Here is a 16,806-nt window from a genome sequence, read left to right as displayed (position 1 = left end):
AGACGGCCGTCAGGGCGTCCGCGCCGCCTGGATCTGTTCTATGAGTTCGCGCGCGCAACCCGGCAGAGCGTCGATGTCGCGCACCAGCAGCTTGCGTTCGCGCACCACCCAGGGCTCGTCCAATTCGACCACGCGCAGCTTCATGTCGGCGCCATAGCGCCGCGCGGCGGAGTCGGGGATGACGCCGATGCCCACGCCCGCCTGCACCATCCGGCAGATGGAATCGAAGCTGTAGAGCTGGATGCGCTGGGGCAGGCGCTGGCCCACCTGTTCCAGCTGGTCGCGCAGGAAGGCGACCAGGGTGGAACCTTCGTGCATGGTGATGAAGGGGTAGCGCACCGCCTCGGCCAGCTTGATCTTTTCCTGATCCTGCAGCGGGTGGCCATTGGGCACCACCAGCACCAGCTTGTCGGTGCTGAAGTGGATGGTCTGCAATTCGGGCGCATCCACCGGGCCGGCCACGATGCCCAGGTCGGTGGTGCCGTCCAGCACGCCGCGCACGATGTCGCGGGTCAGGCGTTCCTGCAGGTCCACGGTGACGCCAGGGTGGCCGGACAGGAATTGCGCCAGGATGTCCGGCATGAATTCCGTGACCGCCGTGGTGTTGGCGAAGATGCGGATGTGGCCGGCGTCGCCGTCGGCCTGCTCCTGGAAGTCATGTTTCAGGTGGTCCACCTGGCGCATGATGACGCGCGCGTGCTGCAGCAGCTTCTGGCCCGCAGGCGTGATCTCCACTCCGCGGCTGTCGCGGTACAGGAGGCGGGTATTGAGCTGGTTCTCCAGCGCCTTGATGCGCACGCTGACGGCTGCCAGGGACAGGTGCGCCCGCTTGGCAGCCTGGGTCAGGCTGGGGGATTCGGCGATGTGGATGAACAGGCGTAGGTCGGCGAGGTCGAAGTGCATGGGCCATATATTACGGCGCGAGGCGTCGGGCCGGGAGGCAGGGGTGCGATTCAGGCAGCGCAAACCCCGCCTTGAGCAAAAACGAATTCACAAGCGGGACGGCTTGCGGGCATGCTTCAGTCTGTAAAAACCCCAGCAGAGGATATCGGCATGACATCTACAGATCCGGCCGCCTGGATCGGCAGCGGCGAACGCAGGGCGGACGCCATGGATCCTGGCCACGCCGCGCGCATCGCGGCAACCCTGGGCGGTCCGGCGCCGGTCCAGGGCGATGCCTTGCCGCCGCTGTGGCAATGGGCGTTCTTCATTTCCACGGTGGACATGGGCGGGCTGGGGACGGATGGCCATCCGGCGCGCGGCGGCTTTTTGCCGCCGGCCCAGGACCGCAACCGCATGTGGGCGGGCGGCCGGGTCGAGTTCCGCCGGCCGCTGTTGGTCGGCGTGCCCGCGGAGCGCGAATCCACGGTGATCGATGTCAAGGAAAAGGCAGGGCGCACTGGCGCGCTGCTGTTCGTGACCGTGCGCCACGCGTTCCGCCAGGAAGGCGAGGTCGCCATCCATGAGGAGCAGGACATCGTCTATCGGCAGCCGACGCCGCCCAAGCTCACGGGCAGCGAGCCCGCGCCGCAGGCGCAGTGGCGCGATACCGTTGAGCCGTCGCCGGTGCTGCTGTTCCGCTACTCGGCGGTGACCTTCAACGGCCATCGCATCCACTACGACCATCCCTACGTGACGGGCACCGAGGGCTATCCCGGGCTGGTGGTGCACGGCCCGCTCATCGCCACCGAGATGGTTGCCGCCTTCTCCCGCGCCCATCCGCAGGCGCGCCTGACCCATCTGTCGTATCGCGGCCTGCGTCCGCTGATTGCGCCCGCACCCTTCCAGGTGGCCGGCCGCTTGACCGAGCCGGGCGTGGCCCAGCTCTGGGCTGAGCAGGACGGCACGCTGGCCCACCAAGCTGAACTGAGGTTTACAGAATGAGCATAGAGGCCCCCCGTCCCCTGGACGGCATCACCGTCGTCAGCCTGGAGCACGCGATCGCCGCGCCGTTCTGCACCCGCCAGCTCGCGGACATGGGCGCGCGCGTCATCAAGATCGAACGTCCCGGCGGCGGGGACTTCGCCCGCGGCTACGACGAGCGCGTGCGCGGCCTGTCCTCGCATTTCGTCTGGACCAACCGGTCCAAGGAAAGCCTGACGCTGGACCTCAAGCGCGAAGAGGCGGGTGGCGTCATGGAGCGCCTGCTGGAGACGGCCGACGTGCTGGTGCAGAACCTGGCGCCCGGCGCCGCTGCGCGTCTGGGACTGTCTTTTGACGCCCTGCACAAGAAGTATCCGCGCCTGATCGTCTGCGATATCTCGGGCTATGGCGAAGGCGGGCCCTATCAGGACAAGAAGGCCTACGACCTGCTGATCCAGAGCGAAAGCGGTTTCCTGTCCGTGACGGGTACCAGGGACGATCCGGTCAAGGCCGGTTGCTCCATCGCCGACATCGCGGCCGGCATGTACGCCTATTCCGCGATCCTGAACGCATTGCTGCTGCGGCAGAAAACGGGCCTGGGCAGCCGCCTGGACGTCTCCATGCTGGAGAGCATGGTGGAGTGGATGGGGTTTCCCATGTACTACGCCTTCGACGGCGCCACGCCGCCCGTGCGCGCGGGCGCGGCCCACGCCTCCATCTATCCCTACGGGCCGTTCCCCGTGGGCGACGGCGCCACCATCATGCTGGGCCTGCAGAACGAGCGCGAATGGCGCGTGTTCTGCGCCCAGGTGCTGCGCCAGGCGGAACTCGCGGAAGACCCGCGCTTCATCTCCAATTCGCTGCGCACCGCCAACCGCGACGACCTGCGCGCGCTGATCGTGGCCGCCTTCGCCGACCTGTCCATCGAACAGGTGACGCAGCGGCTGGAGGACGCGCAGATCGCCAATGCGCGCGTCAACGACATGGCCGGCGTCTGGGCCCATCCGCAATTGCAGGCCCGAGGCCGCTGGAGCCTGGTGGACAGCCCCGCCGGCGAGCTGCCCGCGCTGCTGCCTCCGGCCAGCAGCAACGCCTTCGCGCCGCGCATGGCCGCGGTGCCCGCGGTGGGCCAAAACACCGATGCGGTGCTAGCATCATTGGGATACGCGCCCGATCAGGTGGCGCAGTTCCATGCATCGGAGGTCGTGTGACGCATCCCGTTGTCCGTAGCGCGCTGTTCGTGCCGGCGTCGCGCCCCGAGCGCATCCCCAAGGCGCTGGCCGCCGGCGCCGACGCCGTCATCGTCGATCTGGAAGACGCGGTGGAGCATCTGGCCAAGGCGGCCGCCCGGGAAGCGCTGTGCGATTTCCTGGGGACGAATCCGCGCGCCCGGCTGTGGGTGCGGATCAACGACGCCTCCACTTCCTGGCACGACGACGATCTCAAGGCCTGCCGCGGCAAGCCCGGGGTGGCCGGCGTGCTGCTGCCCAAGGCCGAGAGCCTGGCGCAGGTGCGCCATGTGGTCCAGGCGGGCCTGCGGGTGATTCCCATCCTGGAAACCGCCCAGGGCATCCTCAACGTTGCGGAAGTCGCCGCCACGCCCGGCGTGGAGCGCCTGGCCTTCGGCAGTCTGGACTACGGCCTGGACCTGGGACTGACGCCCGATACGCCGGGGGCGCAAACCGTGCTGGACCAGGCGCGCGTGCAGGTGCTGCTGCACAGCCGCGCAGCCGGACTGGCGCCCGCGCTGGATGGCGTGTTTCCGGGCATCCAGGACCAGGCCGGGCTGGCGCATGCCGCCGGCCGCGCGCAGCAAATGGGCTTTGGCGGCATGCTGTGCATCCACCCCACGCAAGTGCCGGTGATCCACGCGGCCTTCGTGCCCGCGGCGCAGGAACTGGCCTGGGCGCGCCGCGTCATCGCCACGCATCGCGACACTTCGGCCGGCACCTTCATGCTGGACGGCAAGATGGTCGACGCCCCAGTCATCGCACGCGCGCGACTGGTGCTGGCGCAGGCGGGCGAAACCACCGGCATCTAGGCCGGTTCCGATCACTACTTTCCGGCAGCTCCATGGGCGAAGCGCTCTTCATCGGACACACTTATATCGACGTCACCGTGCTGGCGGACGAATGGCCTACGGGCGATGAAAAAAGCGTGGCGCGCGACTACGCGGTGTCCTTCGGCGGCAACGCGGTGACGGCCGCGTTCGCCTGCGCGCGGCTGGGCACGCCGCCGGACCTGATCTGCTCGCTGGCATCGGACTGGCTGGGCCACATGTACACGGACATGGCGGCGGCGCACGGGGTGTCGCTGCATGCGCGCAAAGTGAGCCGTTCGTCCCTGTCCTTCATCATGCCCAATCACGGCAAGCGCGCCATCGTGCGTGCGCGCGACGTGGACTACCTGAACGACTTTCCGCGGCTGGACATCGGCGGCTACCGTGCCTTGCACCTGGACGGGCATCAGCCCGACGCCGCCCTGCATTACGCGCAGGCATGTCGGCAGGCGGGCGTGCTGACCTCGCTGGATGGCGGCGGCGTGCGCGAGAACACCGACGAGCTGCTGCGCCACGTCGACGTGGCGGTCTGCGCGGAGCGCATGTGCGAACAATTGGGGCTTGCGCCGTCGGGCCTGCTGGAACTGCTGAAGGCGCGCGGCTGCCGCATCGGCGCGGTCACCATGGGCGAGCGCGGCATGCTCTGGTACGACGAGACGGGAACGGTGGATGTCCTGCCCGCGCTGGACGTGCCGGCCGCCAGCATTGTCGATACCTCGGGGGCCGGGGACGTGTTCCACGGCGCCTACGTCTGGTCCTATCTGAACCGGCCGGAACTGCCGTGGGCGGAGCACTTCACCTTTGCGCGCGCGGCTTCGGCCCACAAGATCCAGCATCTGGGCAATGAAGCGGGCCTGCCGCAGGTCGAGGACGTGGAGCGCGTGCTGATGGCCTACGCGCCGAAGGAATAGCGGGCGGGCTTGGCCGCCGGCGTTCAGTCCGCGATGCGCGTTATCGGCTGGTCGTGGATCGCGGCGATCCAGTCGCCGATGGGCTTGCCTTGCAGCGCCAGGCCGGGAGCCAGGTCGCGCAGGGGCAGCAGCACGAAGGCGCGCAGGTGCATGCGAGGGTGGGGCAGCGTCAGCCGCTCATGGTCCAGCACGGTGTCGCCGTACAGCAGCAGGTCCAGATCCAGCGTGCGCGGCGCATTCTTGTAGGGGCGCTCGCGGCCGTGCCGGTTTTCCAGCGCCTGCAGCGCATCCAGCAGGGCCAGCGGGGTCAGATGCGTGTCCAGCGCCGCCACGGCGTTGACGAAGTCGGGGCCGGTGGCTTCGACCGGCGCGCTGCGGTAGAACGGCGATGCCGCCACCGCGGCGATGCCGCCGGTTTCCTGCAATTCAGCCAGGACACTGCGCAGCGTGGCTGCGCCGTCGCCCAGATTGGCGCCCAGCGCGACGTAGGCGCGCACAGGAGCGGTCATGACTTAACCCGCTGCGGGCGGCGTGCCACGCGAGGGCGAACGGCGCGGACGGCGGCGCTTGCGCGGGGCGGAGGAGGCGTCGCCGGCATCGCGCGGTTGGCGGGACACCTCCTCGATCATCTCGCTGCGGGTGACGTCGTCGGCGTTGGCCAGGTCCATCCACCATTGCGCCAGCACGCTGTCGAACTCGCCGGCGGCGGCGCGCAGTTGCAGGAAGTCGCAGGCGGCGCGGAAGCGCGGCTGTTCGATCATGCGGTAGATGGTCTTGCCCATGCGGCGCTCGAAACGTGGCTGCATGAACCAGATCTCGCGCATGTCGGACGAGAAGCGGCGCTGGATGGCGAGCTTTTCGGTCTGTTCGTCCAGCACCGAATCGGCGGCTTGCGACAGGGCGGGGATGGTGTGCTCGCCCTGCGCGCGCAGCTGCTTCCAGCGCGCTTCCACCTGTTGCCATAGCAGCGCGGCGAACAGGAAGCTGGGGCTGATGGTCTTGCCCGAGCGCACGCGCGCGTCGGTGCGTTCCAGCGCAAGCTCCACGAAATGCTCGCCGCCGGGTTGCTCCAGCACCACGTCCAGCAGGGGCAAGAGGCCCTTGTGCAGGCCGTCGGCGCGCAGCTGGCGCAGGCAGTCCATGGCATGGCCGCAGGTCAGCAGCTTGAGCATTTCGTCGAACAGGCGCGAGGCCGGCACGTTCTCGATGAGCTCGGCCATGGTGCTGATGGGCTGGCGCGTGGCCGGGTCGATGGTGCCGTTCAGCTTGGCGGCGAAGCGCACGGCGCGCAGCATGCGGACGGGGTCTTCGCGGTAGCGCTTGGTCGGGTCGCCGATGATGCGGACCTGGCGCTTTTTCAGGTCGGCCACGCCGTTGTGGAAGTCAATGACTTCCTCATTGTGCGGGTCGTAGTAGAGCGCGTTCATGGTGAAGTCGCGGCGCGCCGCGTCTTCTTCGTGCGAACCGAACACGTTGTCGCGCAGGATGCGGCCGTGTTCGTCGGTCTCCTGGTCTTCCGAGGCGGGGGCGCGGAAGGTGGAGGTTTCGATGATTTCCTGGCCGAAGACCACGTGCACCAGCTGGAAGCGGCGGCCGATGATGCGGGCGCGGCGGAACAGCGGACGGATCTGCTCGGGCGTGGCGTTGGTGGCCACGTCGAAGTCCTTGGGCTCCAGGCCCACGATCAGGTCGCGCACGGCGCCGCCGACGATGTAGGCGTCATAGCCGTGCTGGCGCAGCACCTCGCAGACCTTGATCGCGTGGCGCGAGACGTTGCGGCGGTCGATGCCGTGCTTGTCGCGCGCGATGCGCAACGGCCCCCGGGCTGCCGGCGCGAATAGTCGGCCGACGAATTTTTTTATGGTTTCAGTGATCATTTAGGACTTCGAATCTTCCATGTGGTCGAACAAGTCGATCACCTGCCAGCCGCGCTCCTGGGCGATGCCGCGCAGGGTGGGGCTGGGGTTGGCTGCGATCGGACGGGTCACTTTCTCCAGCAGGGGTACATCGTTGACCGAATCGCTATAGAAAAACGATTCCGAAAAATCCGCAAGTCCCAAACCCATGCCGGCCAGCCAGTCGTTGACGCGCACCACCTTGCCTTCCTTGAAACTGGGCGTGCCCAGGATGCGGCCGGTGTAGCGCCCGCGCAGGTATTCCGCGTCGGTGGCCACGAGGTGGGGCACGCCGAAGGCGCGCGCGATGGGAGCGGTGACGAAGCTGTTGGTGGCCGTGACCACCGCGCACAGGTCGCCGGCTTCCAGGTGCGATTGCACCAGGTCGCGCGCGGCGGGCGTCATGGACGGGCGGATCACTTCTTCCATGAAGGCTTCATGCCAGGCCGCCAGGTCGTAAGGCGTGTGCGCGGCCAGCAGGCCGAGCATGAACTCGGCCGCCTGCTCGGCGGTGAGCTCGCCGCGGTTGTAGCGATCCATCAGATCGTCGTTCTGGCGGCGGGCTTCGGCGGGATCCCCGGCGCGGCCCGTGCGTGCCAGATAGTCGGCCCATTGGTAGTCGCTATCCAGCGGCAACAGGGTGTGATCCAGGTCGAACAGGGCGAGACGTCGGGAGGTCATGTGCGTTGTGAATCAGGATCTGCGAGCATGGCCCGCAGCAGAGGTAGGGTGATGGGACGGCCGGTGGCCAGGGAATAGCGGTCCAGCGCGTCGATCAGCTCCGCCAGCTTGCGGATGTCGCGCTCGTGGTGCGTGAGCATCCAATTGATGATTTCGGGCGCCAGGTGCATGCCGCGGGCAGCCGCCTGGGCCGACAGGGCGGCCAGCTTGTCGGCGTCGGACAGCGGGTCCAGGCGGAAAACCAGGTCCCAGCCCAGGCGCGTGCGCAAGTCCTCGCGCAGCGGCATCGACAGCGGAGCGCGGTCGCCCGCCAGCGCCAGCGCGAAGGCGCGGCCGGTGGCGGCGGATTCGCGCCAGCGGTTGTAGAGCGCGAACAGGGCGGCCTGGCGGCTGTCGTTCATGCGGTGCACGTCGTCGACCGCCACGAACTTGGGCATGGGCGACTTGGAATCGGCTTCGGCCAGGCGGCGCAGCATGTTTTCGCCAGTCTCGGCGTCGATATAGACGGCGTCGGGGCGGGCGGTCAGCGCGCGCAGCAGATGGCTGCGGCCGCAGCCCGCGGCGCCCCAGATGTACAGGGCGCGGCCAGGAAGCAGCGCGCGCACTGCCGCCAGCGCTTCCCCGTTGGGGCCGGCGATATAGTTGTTCAGCGATGGCGCTGGCGCGGGAAGAACGTCAAGCAGCAGCTGGCGGTTCATGGGAGCTTACAGGGTGCCGAAACGAGGCGGGTAGTACGGGTCAATACGGCTACAGGTCAGTACAGCGGGTCAAAACGTCGCTGGCCGGGCGCGAAACTCCGGGGTTTGCACCACGGAACCGACAAAATCAATACCGGCCAACCCTACACTTTAAACCACCTGGGGCCAGGGTGTCGCGTCGATGGGCCTGGGCTGGCTTGGGTTTGCGCCGATCCGGCCCCTCTTGCCCGCCCTGGCCGGGCGAGCCGGCGCGGTCGCCGTCCGGACCGCTTTGGCGGCGCCGATCCCTGCTAGTCCCCGCAACATCGTAAAATGCAGGGCGTTCCACCAAAATCCCAGCAATTGTTACATACCCCACGGCATTTCTCATGACGAATCAACCTACCGCCCCTATGACCTACCGCGATGCCGGTGTCGACATCGACGCAGGCGACGCCCTGGTCGACCGTATCAAACCGCTTGCGGCGCGCACCATGCGTCCCGGGGTGCTGGCCGGTATCGGCGGCTTTGGCGGCCTGTTTGAAGTGCCGAAGTCGTACAAGGAACCCGTGCTGGTCTCGGGCACCGACGGCGTGGGCACCAAGCTGCGCCTGGCGTTCGACTGGAACCGCCACGACACCGTGGGTATCGACCTGGTCGCCATGAGCGTCAACGACATCCTGGTGCAGGGCGCGGAGCCGCTGTTCTTCCTGGACTATTTCGGCTGCGGCAAGCTTTCGGTGGATACGGCGGCGGCCGTGGTGGGCGGCATCGCCAAGGGTTGCGAGCTGTCGGGCTGCGCGCTGATCGGCGGTGAAACCGCCGAAATGCCGGGCATGTATCCGGACGGCGAGTACGACCTGGCCGGCTTCGCGGTGGGAGCGGTGGAAAAGTCCGCCATCATCACCGGCCAGTCGATCAAGACCGGCGACGTGGTGCTGGGCCTGGCTTCCAGCGGCGCGCACTCCAACGGCTATTCGCTGCTGCGCAAGATCCTCGAACGCGCCAACGCCAAGCCCGACGACGATTTCCACGGCCAGCCGATGGTCGACGTGGTCATGGCGCCGACGCGCATCTACGTGAAGCAGGTGCTGGCCGCCCTGGCCAAGCACGGCACCAGCATCAAGGGCCTGGCCCACATCACGGGCGGCGGCTTGCTGGACAACGTGCCGCGCATCCTGCAGCCCGGCCTGTCGGCCAAGCTGCACCGCGCCAACTGGGAAATGCCCAAGCTGTTCCAGTGGCTGCAAGAGCAGGGCCAGGTCGAAGATACCGAGATGTACCGCGTTTTCAACTGCGGCATCGGCATGGTGCTGGTGGTGGATCCGGCGCAGGCCGAAGCCATCGCCGCCACGCTGCGCGAGCAGGGCGAGACCGTCAGCACGCTGGGCGAGATCGTCGAGCAGAAGGAAGGCATGGCGCAGACCTTCGTGGTGTAAGCCACGCTGTCCGCAACGAAGAACCGCGCCACGGCGCGGTTTTTTTGTGTCTGGCGCCTGGCTAGGCGCGTCCCGCCAGCGCGACGGCCATCGCGTCTATGGTTTGCGCCACGGCGTCCGCCGCCAGGCAGTCGACGATGACGCGCTCGGGCTGCGCGCGCAGCCAGGTGATCTGGCGCTTGGCCAGCTGGCGCGTGGCGGCGATGCCTTGTTCGCGGGCGGTGGCGAGGTCGACCTCGCCGTCCAGGTGCGCCCACATCTGCCGGTAGCCCACGCAACGGACCGAGGGCAGGCCGGTATGCAGGTCGCCCCTGGCGCGCAGGGCGCGGACTTCGTCGAGCAGGCCGCGGTCCAGCATGGCGTCGAAGCGTTGCTCGATGCGGGCATGCAGCGCGGCGCGGTCGGAAGGCTCCAGGCTGATGGTGAGGTACTGGTTGCCCGTCGCGTCGCGCGGACGCTGGCTGCGCAGCAGCAGGGCCGACATGGGCTGGCCGGACAGCATGCAGATCTCCAGCGCGCGCTGGATGCGCTGGCTGTCGTTGGGGGCCAGGCGTGCGGCAGTGACGGGATCCAGCTGCGCCAGTTCGGCGTGCAGCGCGGGCCAGCCCTGGACGGCGGCGCGCGCTTCCAGCTCGGCGCGCAGCGCCGGATCGGCCTGCGGCAGATCGTCCAGGCCGTCGCGCAGCGCCTTGTAGTACATCATGGTGCCGCCCGCCAGCAGCGGGATGCGTCCGCGTGCGCGGATCTCGTCTATCAGGCGCAGCGCATCGGCGACGAAGTCGGCTGCGGAGTACGACTGGATGGGGTCGAGGATGTCCAGCAGATGCTGCGGCACCTGCGCCTGTTCCTCGGGCGAGGGCTTGGCCGTGCCGATGTCCATGCCGCGATAGATCGTGGCGGAATCGACGTTGACGATTTCCAGCGGCCAGCGCTCGGCCAGCGCCAGGGTGGAGGCGCTCTTGCCGGCCGCGGTGGGGCCGGCCAGGCAGATGACCAGCGGCGTCGCGTTGGGGGAGGAGGACGGCGACAAGCTTATTGTCCGCGCAGGAAGAGCTTGTCCAGGTCGGACACCGACCACTGGATCCAGGTGGGGCGGCCGTGGTTGCACTGGTCGGCGCGTTCGGTTGCTTCCATCTGGCGCAGCAGGCCGTTCATTTCTTCGATGGTGAGCTTGCGGTTGGCGCGCACGGAACCATGGCAGGCCATGGTGGACAGCAGCTCGTTGCGCTGTTCCGTCAGCAGGCGCGACACGCCCACGGCGCCCAGGTCGCGCAGCACGGCGCGGGCCAGCGTTTCGATGTCGCCGCGGGCCAGGATGGCCGGCACCGAGCGCACGGCGATCGAGGTGGGGCCGGACGGGCGCATTTCGAAGCCGAGTTCGTTCAGCTGCTCTTCGTATTCCTCGACCAGCGCCACGTCCTTTTCCTGGGCATGGAACACCACGGGTACCAGCAGATCCTGGCGCGGCAGGCTGCGCGCGTCCAGGGCTTGCTTGAGCTGTTCGTAGACCACCCGCTCGTGCGCGGCATGCATATCCACCAGCACGATGCCGCGGCGGGTCTGCGCCAGGATGTAGATGCCGTGCAGCTGCGCCAGCGCCATGCCCAGCGGATGTTCTTCGTCCGCGGGCAGGGCGGCGACGGGAGCAGGCACGGGTTCGCGCAGCGGCGCGGTCTTGGCGGCCGAGTCGTCATCCAGCGGGCGGTAGAGCGATTGCCAGTCCGCGGCCGGAATGCCGGCGGGTTCGGCGTGCAGGCGGAACGGCACCTGGGTGTGCGGGCGCTGCGGCGCGGGCGATGGGCGCAAGCCGTAAGACGATGATGATGAGTTGCCGCCGGCGTAGGCGGGCCGGGGCGCGTCCGTCATGGGCCGGGGGCTGCTGGCGGGCGCGTAAGGCGAGGCTTGCGGCGCGGCGTCGGTCGCCGCGGCGGTGGCGGGCCGGGCCACGGTTTCGAACCCGGCGTCGTCCGCGTCGTCGTTTTGCGCCGCGGGGGCTGCGGCGGACGCGCCGCCCGTCTGCGCCAGGGTCTGGCCGACCGCATGGGACACGAAGCGATGCACCGCGCCGCTGTCGCGGAAACGGACCTCATGCTTGGCCGGGTGCACGTTCACGTCCACGGCGGCCGGGTCGATGTCCAGGAACAGCACGTAGGCGGGCTGGCGGTCGCCATGCAGTACGTCCGCGTAGGCGGCGCGCAGGGCGTGGCTGACGGTGCGGTCGCGCACGTAGCGGCCGTTCACGTAGAGATACTGGCGGTCCGCGCGGGCGCGGGCTGCGGTGGGACGGGTGATCATGCCCGCCAGGCTGACCGTGCCGACCGAGTGCGACAGCAGCAGGCCGTGTTCGGCGAATTCCGCGCCCAGCACGTCGCGGATGCGCTGCGGCGGTTCGGCGGGCAGCCATTGGCGCTGCGCGCGGTCGTGATGGAACAGGCGGAAGGCGATCTGCGGATGCGCCAGCGCGATGCGCTCCATGGCGTCGACGCAATGGCCGAACTCGGTGGCCTCGGAGCGCAGGAATTTGCGGCGGGCCGGCACGGCGTCGAACAACTGGCGCACGTCCACCGTGGTGCCCGGAGGACCCGAGGCGGGGCTGACCTGCATGCTGCCTGCATCGATCTGCCAGGCGTGCTCGCCATCGCGGGTGCGGGAAATGATGGTGACCTGGGCCACGGACGCGATCGAGGCCAGCGCTTCGCCGCGGAACCCCATGGATGCCACAGATTCCAGTTCGTTCAAGGAGCGGATCTTGCTGGTGGCGTGGCGCGCCAGCGCCAGCGGCAGCTCTTCGGGCGGAATGCCGCCGCCGTCGTCGGTCACGGCAATGCGGCGTATGCCGCCGCCTTCCAGGCGCACTTCAATGGCGCGTCCGCCCGCGTCGATGGCGTTTTCGAGGATTTCCTTGAGCACGGATGCCGGCCGCTCGATCACCTCGCCGGCGGCGATCTGACTGATCAGCAGGTCGGGAAGCGCAAGAATGGAGCGGCGTTCGGTCATGTGGCTGGCGTTCAGGTATGGCTATGTGGACGATTTTAGCGTCATGGGCGGGTGGGCTATAGTCGCGGACTGATATCCCATTCCGCTGGCAGGGTTGCTTCAATGCTCGAATTCTTCAATATGGTGCTCCACATCGACAAGACGCTCGGCGTCTGGGTCGCGCAGTATGGCGTGTGGGTGTACCTGGTGCTGTTCCTGATCGTTTTTGCGGAGACGGGGCTGGTCGTGCTGCCCTTTCTGCCGGGGGATTCGCTGCTGTTCATCGCGGGCGCGTTCGGCGCGACCGGACACATCGATCCGTTCCTGATGGGCGGGCTGCTGATCGTCGCCGCCATCACCGGCAATACGGTGAACTACTTCATCGGACGCTATATCGGGCCGCGCGTGTTTTCGATGAACCTGCGCTTTCTGGACCGCGGCGCGTTGATGCGCACGCACGCGTTCTATGAAAAGCACGGCGGCAAGACCATCGTCATGTCGCGCTTCATCCCGGTCGTGCGCACTTTCGCGCCCTTTGTCGCGGGCGTGGCCGACATGCCGCAGTCGCGCTTCCAGCTGTTCAACATCCTGGGCGCGCTGCTGTGGGTGGTGAGCCTGGTGGCCGCGGGCTACTTCTTCGGCAACATCCCGCTGGTGCGCGAACACTTGAATACCATCGTGCTGCTGGGGCTGGCCGCCGCCATCGTGCCGGTGATCGGGGCGGGCCTGTTCAAGCTGATCAAGGCCAAACGCGGCGCGTGAAGCGCCGCAGCGCATGCTGCGGCACACGCGTCACATTGAAAAGGGCGTTGCGCCGTGAAGCGCAACGCCCTTTTTCATGCGGCGGCAGACGTCGCCGTCAGCTCACATCGCCCAGCCGCGCCAGCGGCGGGTTGGCGGTGAAGTAACGCTGGATGCCCGTCATCATGGCCTGCGCCAGCTTGTCCTGATGCGAGGTGCTGCGCAGCAGGGCTTCTTCCTGCGGGTTGCTGATGAAGGCGGTTTCGACCAGCACCGAAGGAATGTCCGGTGCTTTCAGGACCGCGAAGCCGGCCTGTTCGACGCTGTTCTTGTGCAGGCGGTTGATCTTCTTGATTTCGTCCAGGAAGGCGCTGCCCACCTTCAGCGAATCGTTGATCTGCGCGGTGGTGGACAGGTCCAGCAGTACCTTGGCCACCTGGCGGTCGTGGCTGCCAAGGTTGACGCCGCCGATCAGGTCGGCCGCGTTTTCCTTGTCCGCCATCCAGCGCGCCTGGGCGCTGGTGGCGCCGCGCTGCGACAGCGCGAACACCGACGAGCCATTGGCCGAAGGCTTGATCCAGGCGTCCGCGTGGATCGAGATGAACAGGTCCGCGTGCACGCGGCGCGCCTTCTGCACGCGCACGTGCAGGGGCACGAAGTAGTCGTCGTCGCGCGTGAGATAGGCGCGCATGTAGGGCTGGCTGTCGATCAGCGCCTTCAGGCGCCGGGCGATGCGCAGCACCACGTCTTTCTCACGCAGGCCGCTGCTGCCGATGGCGCCCGGGTCCTCGCCGCCGTGGCCGGGATCCAGCGCGATGGTGACCATGCGCTGCTTGCCGCGGCTGGCGGTGGCGGGCGGAGGCTTGGGCGCGGTGGGCAGCGGGGGCGCCGGCTGCTGGCCGCGCACGCGCGGCGGCTCGGGCGGATCGGCGCGGGTCACCGGGTTGCGCTGGATGTCTTCCAGGATGCGCGCCAGCGGGTCGTCCACGTCGGGGCCGGTCTGCTTGTTCAGGATCGCGACCAGCGGATCCTGGGCGATCTTCGGATACAGGTCCAGCACCAGACGGTACTGGTAGTCGGCCACGGGCTTGAGCGTGAACACCTGGGGCGCCACGGGCTGCTTCAGGTCGAACACCAGGCGCACCACGTTGGGGCGGTTTTGCGCCACCCGCAGGCTCTGGATGTAGGGGTCGTCAGGCCGGACCTTGGAAACCAGGTCGTTCAGGGCCGCGCTGATGGTCAGTCCCTCAATGTCCACCACCAGGCGGTGGGGGTTTTCAAGCGTGAACTGCTCAGCCTTGAGCTCGCTGTCGAGCTCCAGCGTGACGCGGGTGTATTCGTCGGCCGGCCAGGTGCGCACAGCCAGGATGGTCGCCGCCTGCGCCAGGCGCGGCAGGACCGGCAGGACGAGCAGGGTGGCGGCGACGCTGATCAGGCGGCGCCGGGTGGCGCCTGCCGAGGGGAGGGCGCCGACTGGGGCGGGGGGACAATCGCGTTCAACCATGTTTGTCCTCGAGCGGTGTACGCGGTCAGGGTGGCGTCGCGTCCGTCGCCTGCATAGGCTAGGGAAATCAGCAGGTCGGGAGGGGGCAAAAGGCCCCCGGCCCGCTCCGGCCATTCGATCAAAACGACTGCGTCGTCACGCAGTAAATCCCGGAATCCTGCGTCCAACCATTCTCGCGTATCACTAAATCTATAAAAATCAAGGTGATAGAAGTATAAGTTAGAAACTTTATAGGATTCAAGCAGCGCGTAGCTGGGACTTTTGATCCGTCCCGTGATGCCGCTTTCCCGCAACAGGGCCCGTGTGAAGGCCGTTTTCCCCGCGCCCAGGTCCCCCTGGAGGTGGATATGTCCCCCAGCCGGACCGGCCTGGCCGCCGGAAACCAGGGGGGCGAGCTGACGTGCCAGCGATTCCGTGGCGGCTTCGTCGGGCAGGTGCAAGGTCAGGCTGCAAAGAGGGGCGGACATGGCGCGGGGCGAGTGGTAAAAACGGTGGAGGGAGCACGGATGTTTGCGCAATTATAGGAATGCGGGTTTCTGCTAACCTATAACTGATTGTCATTCTCAACATTCTCGCGGCTGGCGCGCTGCCGTCAGCCGTAATCGACGTCGCCACGGAGTAGCACGCGCCATGAAGACCCGCATTGAAAAAGACACGTTTGGTCCCATCGAAGTCCCTGAGGATCACCTCTGGGGCGCCCAGACCCAGCGTTCGCTGCATTTTTTCGCGATTTCCACCGAGAAGATGCCGGTCCCCCTGGTCGAAGCGATGGCGCGGCTCAAGCGCGCGGCGGCCAAGGTCAATGCCGATCTGGGCGAACTGGATCCGAAGATCGCCGATGGCATCGTCCGCGCCGCCGATGAAGTCATTGCCGGTAAATGGCCCAACGAGTTCCCGCTGTCGGTCTGGCAGACCGGCTCGGGCACGCAAAGCAACATGAACATGAACGAGGTGCTGGCCAACCGCGCTTCGGAACTGATGGGCGGCGTGCGCGGCGAAGAACGCAAGGTCCACCCCAACGACCACGTCAACCGCGGGCAGTCGTCCAACGATACCTTCCCGACCGCCATGCACGTGGCGGCGGCGGTGCAGGTCGAGCATCATCTGCTGCCCTCGCTGAAGGCGCTGCGCGCCACGCTGGCGGCCAAGAGCGCCGAGTTCTACGACATCGTCAAGATCGGCCGCACCCACCTGCAGGACGCCACGCCGTTGACGCTGGGTCAGGAGCTGTCGGGCTACGTGGCCCAGCTGGACCTGGCCGAGCAGCAGATCCGCGCCACCCTGCCTGGCCTGCACCAGCTGGCCATCGGCGGCACGGCCGTGGGCACGGGCCTGAACGCGCACCCGCAGTTCAGCGCCAAGGTTTCCGCCGAACTGGCGCATGCCACCGGCACTGCCTTCGTGTCGGCGCCCAACAAGTTCCAGGGCCTGGCTTCGCACGAAGCGCTGCTGTTCGCGCACGGCGCGCTGAAGTCGCTGGCAGCCGGCCTGATGAAGATCGCCAACGACGTGCGCTGGCTGTCCAGCGGTCCGCGTTCGGGCCTGGGTGAAATCAGCATTCCCGAGAACGAGCCGGGCAGCTCGATCATGCCGGGCAAGGTCAACCCGACGCAATGCGAAGCCATCACGATGCTGGCGGCGCAGGTGCTGGGCAACGACGTGGCCATCAATATCGGCGGCGCCAGCGGCAACTTCGAACTCAACGTGTTCAAGCCGCTGGTGATCCACAACTTCCTGCAATCGGTGCGCCTGCTGACCGACGGCATGGCCAGCTTCAACGAGCATTGCGCCGCCGGCATCGAACCCAATCGCGAGCGCATCGCCGAACTGGTCGACCGTTCGCTGATGCTGGTGACGGCATTGAATCCGCATATCGGCTACGACAAGGCCGCGCAGATCGCCAAGAAGGCGCACAAGGAAGGCCTGTCGCTGAAGGAATCGGCGTTGGCGCTGGGCTACGTGACCGAAGCGCAGTTCGCCGAATGGGTGGTGCCGGCTTCCATGACCAACGCGCACAAGTCCTAGTAAGCGGGCCTGTGCGTGTATGAAAAAAGACCGCC

16 protein-coding genes are annotated in these 16,806 nt (G+C 67.5%); 7 read left to right on the top strand and 9 right to left on the bottom strand.

The window, feature by feature from the left end; genetic code table 11:
• Positions 1 to 9: 9 nt before the first annotated feature.
• Positions 10 to 903, bottom strand: coding sequence for a LysR family transcriptional regulator (locus AC1RHV_RS24505; protein ID WP_054457486.1), 894 nt, complete (start codon positions 901 to 903; stop codon positions 10 to 12).
• 150 nt (positions 904 to 1,053) lie between these two features.
• Between AC1RHV_RS24505 and AC1RHV_RS24500 the strand changes: the two genes are divergently transcribed.
• From AC1RHV_RS24500 to AC1RHV_RS24485, 4 genes are read left to right on the top strand one after another with little or no spacing between them, the layout of a single operon-like run.
• Positions 1,054 to 1,884, top strand: coding sequence for an HTD2 family dehydratase (locus AC1RHV_RS24500; RefSeq protein ID WP_492302182.1), 831 nt, complete (start codon positions 1,054 to 1,056; stop codon positions 1,882 to 1,884).
• A complete protein-coding gene (locus tag AC1RHV_RS24495) occupies positions 1,881 to 3,074 on the top strand; it encodes a CaiB/BaiF CoA transferase family protein (protein WP_492302181.1) in 1,194 nt (397 codons plus the stop codon). Before AC1RHV_RS24500 ends, AC1RHV_RS24495 begins: the two co-directional genes overlap by 4 nt.
• Positions 3,071 to 3,904 carry an HpcH/HpaI aldolase/citrate lyase family protein gene (locus AC1RHV_RS24490; RefSeq protein ID WP_054457480.1) on the top strand — a complete coding sequence of 278 codons (834 nt, stop codon included), beginning with the start codon at positions 3,071 to 3,073 and terminating at the stop codon, positions 3,902 to 3,904. The genes AC1RHV_RS24495 and AC1RHV_RS24490 overlap by 4 nt, the downstream gene beginning before the upstream one ends.
• Before the next feature lie 32 nt (positions 3,905 to 3,936).
• Complete coding sequence (locus AC1RHV_RS24485; protein ID WP_054457478.1) at positions 3,937 to 4,833, top strand: sugar kinase; 897 nt, start codon at positions 3,937 to 3,939, stop codon at positions 4,831 to 4,833.
• A gap of 23 nt (positions 4,834 to 4,856) precedes the next feature.
• Here the strand turns inward: AC1RHV_RS24485 and AC1RHV_RS24480 are convergent, their stop codons facing one another.
• Genes AC1RHV_RS24480 through hda form a run of 4 tightly spaced genes read right to left on the bottom strand, consistent with a single transcriptional unit; the run spans position 4,857 to position 8,107 of the window.
• Positions 4,857 to 5,342 (bottom strand): 2-amino-4-hydroxy-6-hydroxymethyldihydropteridine diphosphokinase, encoded by a 486-nt coding sequence (locus tag AC1RHV_RS24480; protein ID WP_054457477.1) that lies wholly within the window; start codon positions 5,340 to 5,342, stop codon positions 4,857 to 4,859.
• Between the two features lie 3 nt (positions 5,343 to 5,345).
• Complete coding sequence (pcnB, locus tag AC1RHV_RS24475) at positions 5,346 to 6,710, bottom strand: polynucleotide adenylyltransferase PcnB (protein WP_492302180.1); 1,365 nt, start codon at positions 6,708 to 6,710, stop codon at positions 5,346 to 5,348.
• On the bottom strand, positions 6,711 to 7,409 hold the full coding sequence (locus AC1RHV_RS24470; RefSeq protein ID WP_013391641.1) for an HAD family hydrolase: 699 nt from the start codon (positions 7,407 to 7,409) through the stop codon (positions 6,711 to 6,713).
• Positions 7,406 to 8,107, bottom strand: a complete 702-nt coding sequence (hda, locus tag AC1RHV_RS24465) for a DnaA regulatory inactivator Hda (RefSeq protein WP_054457473.1) — start codon at positions 8,105 to 8,107, stop codon at positions 7,406 to 7,408. The genes AC1RHV_RS24470 and hda overlap by 4 nt, the downstream gene beginning before the upstream one ends.
• 368 nt (positions 8,108 to 8,475) lie before the next feature.
• Here hda and purM point away from each other — a divergent pair, with 368 nt between their 5' ends.
• Entirely contained in the window at positions 8,476 to 9,525 is a 1,050-nt protein-coding gene (purM, locus tag AC1RHV_RS24460) for a phosphoribosylformylglycinamidine cyclo-ligase (protein WP_054457472.1), read from the top strand.
• Between the two features lie 61 nt (positions 9,526 to 9,586).
• Here the strand turns inward: purM and miaA are convergent, their stop codons facing one another.
• Both miaA and mutL read right to left on the bottom strand, forming a co-directional pair.
• Entirely contained in the window at positions 9,587 to 10,555 is a 969-nt protein-coding gene (gene miaA, locus AC1RHV_RS24455; protein ID WP_054457470.1) for a tRNA (adenosine(37)-N6)-dimethylallyltransferase MiaA, read from the bottom strand.
• A 2-nt stretch (positions 10,556 to 10,557) separates the two neighbouring features.
• Complete coding sequence (gene mutL / locus AC1RHV_RS24450; protein ID WP_175163799.1) at positions 10,558 to 12,522, bottom strand: DNA mismatch repair endonuclease MutL; 1,965 nt, start codon at positions 12,520 to 12,522, stop codon at positions 10,558 to 10,560.
• A 102-nt stretch (positions 12,523 to 12,624) separates the two neighbouring features.
• On the opposite strand from mutL, the gene AC1RHV_RS24445 reads away from it, so the two are divergent.
• A complete protein-coding gene (locus AC1RHV_RS24445) occupies positions 12,625 to 13,263 on the top strand; it encodes a VTT domain-containing protein (protein WP_082401223.1) in 639 nt (212 codons plus the stop codon).
• Between the two features lie 97 nt (positions 13,264 to 13,360).
• Here AC1RHV_RS24445 and AC1RHV_RS24440 read toward each other — a convergent pair whose 3' ends face one another.
• Both AC1RHV_RS24440 and tsaE read right to left on the bottom strand, forming a co-directional pair.
• Positions 13,361 to 14,746 (bottom strand): N-acetylmuramoyl-L-alanine amidase, encoded by a 1,386-nt coding sequence (locus AC1RHV_RS24440; protein WP_054457465.1) that lies wholly within the window; start codon positions 14,744 to 14,746, stop codon positions 13,361 to 13,363.
• Positions 14,674 to 15,213 carry a tRNA (adenosine(37)-N6)-threonylcarbamoyltransferase complex ATPase subunit type 1 TsaE gene (gene tsaE, locus AC1RHV_RS24435; RefSeq protein ID WP_054457463.1) on the bottom strand — a complete coding sequence of 180 codons (540 nt, stop codon included), beginning with the start codon at positions 15,211 to 15,213 and terminating at the stop codon, positions 14,674 to 14,676. Before tsaE ends, AC1RHV_RS24440 begins: the two co-directional genes overlap by 73 nt.
• 163 nt (positions 15,214 to 15,376) lie before the next feature.
• On the opposite strand from tsaE, the gene fumC reads away from it, so the two are divergent.
• Positions 15,377 to 16,771 carry a class II fumarate hydratase gene (fumC, locus tag AC1RHV_RS24430; protein ID WP_054457461.1) on the top strand — a complete coding sequence of 465 codons (1,395 nt, stop codon included), beginning with the start codon at positions 15,377 to 15,379 and terminating at the stop codon, positions 16,769 to 16,771.
• Positions 16,772 to 16,806 lie beyond the last annotated feature (35 nt).

The sequence above is a fragment of the Achromobacter sp. GW823-FHT04E03 genome, from assembly GCF_058796095.1.
The sequence above is the reverse complement of the archived record's forward strand: the minus strand, read 5'-3'. Positions and strand labels throughout refer to the sequence as shown.